Raw genomic sequence first — 4,453 nt, forward strand, 5'->3', positions numbered from 1 at the left:
GTTTACGTGGGCGTTACATGGGGGTGGGCGGATCAACAGGTGGGGCCCGGGGGAGAAGAATCGTAGATGGCTCGACGTCATTTGCCGTGCGGCCATGGCTCGTCGCCGGACCGCAGCCGGAGGTCCCTGACAGACTGAGGGGATGCCGGGGGAGTACGGGTGGCAGCGCGTGCGCGCCGGCGATGCGACGATCTCTGTTGCCGAAGACGAGCCAGTGGCCTGCGTGTCTCGCCCCGGCGAGCCCAGCCGGATAGCGACGTGGCCCGATCTCGATCTCGGCGCGCGCGCGACCCAGTTGACTTTTCTCTCTACGTCAACGGGTGCGTGGGTCGTCTATCGCCCACAGGAGGCACAGGATCAGTCGATCGCACCCGGTCGCACCGCCGCCGTGCACGTCGGACTCGACGCGACGGCGCGTGTCGCCGACCCGCTGGGCGACGCGCAGCTGATCGGAGCGACCGTCCATGGACTGTGGCTGCGCGACCCGGCGGTCAGTCGTGACCCGGACGACATCACCTCCTGGCTCTCGGACGACATCAGGGTGCGGTCCAGCGGGGGTACTGAGCACCGGATGACGGTGGACCGGCGTATCGCGTGGGCGCTCGATACGGGAGCCTCCGACACGCGTGTGGCCGTCTATACGGAGCCACCGCGCCGGTCGCCAGGGGGCTGGGTGTACACGACCGCCCACATCCCTCTGCGGCCGGGAGAACTCCCCGCGGAGATCCGCACCCGTGCCCTCGCCCTCGATCCCGTCGACGATGCCGCCATGATCAGGACAATGAGCGCCCTCGTGCCGCAACGAGTCCCGCGCGAGGCCGACGACCCTCGCGCGTCGTGGCGGAGGGCGCGGGTATCCGCCGCTGACCGCGCGGCGGCGGTCGCGGCCGCCACCGGCGAGTTCGCGAACCTGGACGCCTACTGGACCGATCCCATCGGAAAGACGGCACCCCTTACGGGCGGCCTGCGCCACCCCCGGGTCGAGGTACGGGGGGAGTGGCCCGACACCCGAGTGGAGGTGAGCTTCTGGCATCCGCTCTTTCCGAGTGGACGGATGCGGCGGACGCTCCACGTCTTCGACGCCGCCGGACGGTTCGCGCCGCCGCTCTACGCGTCGGTGCACCTCATGGAAGACCTCGCGACGCAGAAGATTCCGCCGATCGAGACGGCGATCGACGGCATCCTCGAGATTTGAGACCGAGGGGTGAGCCGCCGCAGACAGATTCGTCGAGACGCTCGCCCGAGTTGCTCACCCCGTCATTCGTTCACGTCGAAGATGCGGGAGAAATGAACTGACCTCCGTTCGCCCGCACCGGTGCGTGATGCGAGGAACGTAGCGTCTGAGGGTCGGCGATGGCCAAGAGTCGACGCATTCCGTCCTCTGGTTGTCGCGTTGCGGTTCAGAAGCCGAGCGTCGTCGATGACGGACCGGGCGGGGCTCAGGCGAACATCAAGTAAGCCATCACGGGGTCGCTCGAGGAAGTGGCTGAATGAGGGTGGGGGCGCTGAACCACTCGGGCGGAAGCTCGGGAGGGCGCGCGGCTTGCACCGTGACTTGTGCGGCGATGGCGGAACCCTTGACCTTCACCCACGCTGCGGCGACGAGTCCACCCAACTCCAAATGCTGAATGGTCGGAAGGTAGTGCGGGCTGGTGGTGGCGGTGAGCGACCCCACCGCTCGACCATCGATGCGCACGTCGACGAGCTGCTTCGCGACTCCGCGTGCACTCGTCGTCTCCACACGGTGAAGGGTTCCGATTGCGATGCTCTCCGAGCCGAGGTTGACGTGCGGCGCGATGGCGTCGAGGTGGTTCTCCTCACCCGTCACCTGTACGGCGTTGCCCCAGGGCAGAAGCGAGTACGCGACCGTGGGTGGCTCGTTGACAGGGATAAGCAGATGCGGCTCGTTGAGGGCCAACGAGACGCGGGCGTGCACCTTCGGTGGTCCATCCCATCCCTGGCGCTGAACCGCCCAGAGTCGGGCACGGGTCGTGGGGGTGTACCCGGCCGCTTCTATTCGGCTCATTGATGGGTGGTAACGATCCGCGTCTTCTCGGGCGACATAGCCCACGTGGAGGCCGTCGATGATGACCATGATGGCGCGACGGTGGTAGCGATTCGCGGGCTCCGTACGCAGCGAGGCCGCAACGTCAGGGATCTCGACCTCTTCGTCGAGGCGGAGAACTCGGCCGGTGAGCGACTTGATTACCTTTGCGATTTCAGAGGTTCGCGCAAATACCCCCTCGACCTCCGTCGCCTTGTACTTGTCGCTGCCGAGCAGGATGTATGGCGCGAGGTCGCCTCCCGGTCGGAGGAGGCGCGGCGCTCGAGCAGGAGGCGCGAGGGCGCCGGTTGCCGTGACTCTCACTTCGGTAGCAGTGTTGGCGGTATCTGCAGCGGCAGCTCGAGCCTCAGCACGCGTTGTGTAGCCGGCCCGGCTCGGATTCTCATACGTCTCGGGTCGCGGCTCGGCGCGTGCCGCCTCGACGGGAGGCACAGCGAATGCCGCAGTTTTTCCGGTTGTGGGCTCGTGCTGTCGGCGCATCTGCGGCGCGGTGGTTCGCGAATGACGTCGGAGGATGACCGACCACACAACCGCCCCTACGGTAACGACTGGAGCGAGAAAAATCCCGGCCAGGAACCAGGCTGCGGCGGCAGTGAAGCGATCCGGTGCCCCCGCCACCTTGCCAGCGTCCAGACCCACGAGAACGATGAAGACGATGACCGCAACGACATGGACCGCCGCCATGATGAGGAGCGGTGTCTGTGGTCGCATGGATGCTTTCGGCATTGAATTGTCGCCCTCTGTTCAGCGGCACCCGGGGATGCTTGTTGTCGTCTGTGCTGCGGTCAAGTCGCTGCCGGTGATCGTACAAGTGGACGGTGGCGAGCGCATCGCCGACAGTGACGATCGCACGGGGTGGTGTCTGAGCCTCCACCCCCTCACGCGGAGTACGCGGTTGGCAACGGTTCGTGCTTCGACGGGCGTCCGACTGCCGCGCTGAGGCTTGGACGAATTGGACGAATTGGACGTTTTGGCCGTTATGGCTGAGAATCGGGACATGCCTCCCCACGCGCGTTTGTCACGTCAGTCGCAGGTCGTCGAGCCGCCGCACGACCTCGACGGGATGATGCGGCTGGCGAACTTCCTTGAGCAACACTCCGCCCCGGCCGCGCTGATAGGGCCGGATGGCGAGCAAGTGCCGCTGCCGCTCCCCGTCTACGAGGCACTCAAGAGTGTCGTGGACGCAATGGAGCGCGGCGCATCTGTCAGCCTCGAACCGATCGATCGTCAGCTCACCACCCAGCAGGCGGCCTCGCTTCTCGGGATCAGTCGAAACACCCTTGTGCGGCTCCTCGATGAGCATGAGCTCCCATTCGAGCGACTGGGAGAGACCAGGCACCGTCGGTTGCGACTCCACGATGTGCTCGCCTACCGGGATCGCAAACGAGAAGACCGTCGGAGTCGTTTTGACGAGATGACCCGTCAGGCGAATGACGACGGTCTGTACGACACCGATGCATCGGCCTATGCCGAGGTGCTGCGGCGCGCGCGGAGTCAGTAAGTCGTGAGCAGCTTCACGGCGTTCCTCGATGCCTGCGTGCTCGTCCCGATCGCTCCCTGCGACACCCTCCTGCGCATGGCCGACTGCGGAGCGTTCCGGCCCCTCTGGTCGAACAAGGTCGAAGAGGAGGCGCTACGCGCCCTCTGTGAAATTCACCCGGACATTGATCCCGGCCGGTTCCACAGTCGTTTCCGCAGCATGAACGAGGCGTTCGAAGATGCGCGCGTTCTCGGATGGGAGCCGCTCATGGAGGGGCTCGAACTGCCCGACCCGAATGATCGCCACGTTCTCGCAGCTGCGATCCGCGGGAGGGCAGATGTCATCGTTACCGAGAACGTACGCGACTTCCCCGCGACCACGCTGTCGCCGCTCGGGCTCGAGGCCGTGCGCCTCGACGAGTTTCTGCTGGCGCAGTCGATCTCAACGTGGGGGTGACCGTACAGATCATCGGGGATCAGGCGCGGGCGATGGGCAGACCCCCGGTCACAGGGGATCAACTGCTCGGACGGCTCACGCGCAGCGGGGCACCGCGGTTCGCCCGTGCCGTTGCCGACGCCATGGCCACCCCGCCGCCCGCCACGCCCTGAGGTGTTGGCCCCACTCGGCCGCAGATCGCCCAAATGAACAGGGAGAGTCACGCGAGGCACTCCCCGCGTACGTCTCTGCATGGCATCCGGTTCATCGCTCCGGGGCGGCGTGAGGCGCTTCCGGCGATCTGCGGAACGGCGCCGAGGGCCTGGGCGGTGTCGTTTCCGAACACCAGGCCCAGCGATCCCACGGCGGTGAAGAGCGGCACCGTCAGCCAGAACGCGGGCGCTCCGAAGACGTGTCCCCGTCGCCGACGGCGACGACGGGGACACGTTCCGACCCCTCTGTCATAGGAGAAG

Annotated in this window: 4 protein-coding genes and 1 pseudogene; 3 read left to right on the forward strand and 2 right to left on the reverse strand. The window is 66.5% G+C overall.

The window, feature by feature from the left end; all coding sequences use genetic code 11:
- Positions 1–142: 142 nt before the first annotated feature.
- The gene (locus RWP81_RS14635) at positions 143–1,195 is read left to right on the forward strand and encodes a hypothetical protein (RefSeq protein ID WP_314457304.1); all 1,053 of its coding nucleotides are present in this window, start codon (positions 143–145) and stop codon (positions 1,193–1,195) included.
- Positions 1,196–1,462: 267 nt separating this feature from the next.
- Here RWP81_RS14635 and RWP81_RS14640 read toward each other — a convergent pair whose 3' ends face one another.
- Positions 1,463–2,368: a hypothetical protein gene (locus RWP81_RS14640; protein ID WP_314457306.1), complete on the reverse strand. Its 906-nt coding sequence runs from the start codon at positions 2,366–2,368 to the stop codon at positions 1,463–1,465.
- 694 nt (positions 2,369–3,062) lie between these two features.
- Between RWP81_RS14640 and RWP81_RS14645 the strand changes: the two genes are divergently transcribed.
- Both RWP81_RS14645 and RWP81_RS14650 read left to right on the forward strand, forming a co-directional pair.
- Positions 3,063–3,566, forward strand: coding sequence for a helix-turn-helix domain-containing protein (locus tag RWP81_RS14645; RefSeq protein ID WP_314457308.1), 504 nt, complete (start codon positions 3,063–3,065; stop codon positions 3,564–3,566).
- Positions 3,567–3,569: 3 nt separating this feature from the next.
- Positions 3,570–4,001 (forward strand): PIN domain-containing protein, encoded by a 432-nt coding sequence (locus RWP81_RS14650; protein WP_314457310.1) that lies wholly within the window; start codon positions 3,570–3,572, stop codon positions 3,999–4,001.
- Positions 4,002–4,200: 199 nt separating this feature from the next.
- On the opposite strand, the pseudogene RWP81_RS14655 reads toward RWP81_RS14650, so the two are convergent.
- Positions 4,201–4,453: pseudogene (locus RWP81_RS14655) on the reverse strand (hypothetical protein); the annotation flags it as partial.

It is taken from the genome of uncultured Microbacterium sp., from assembly GCF_963521695.1.
Lineage (GTDB): Bacteria > Actinomycetota > Actinomycetes > Actinomycetales > Microbacteriaceae > Microbacterium.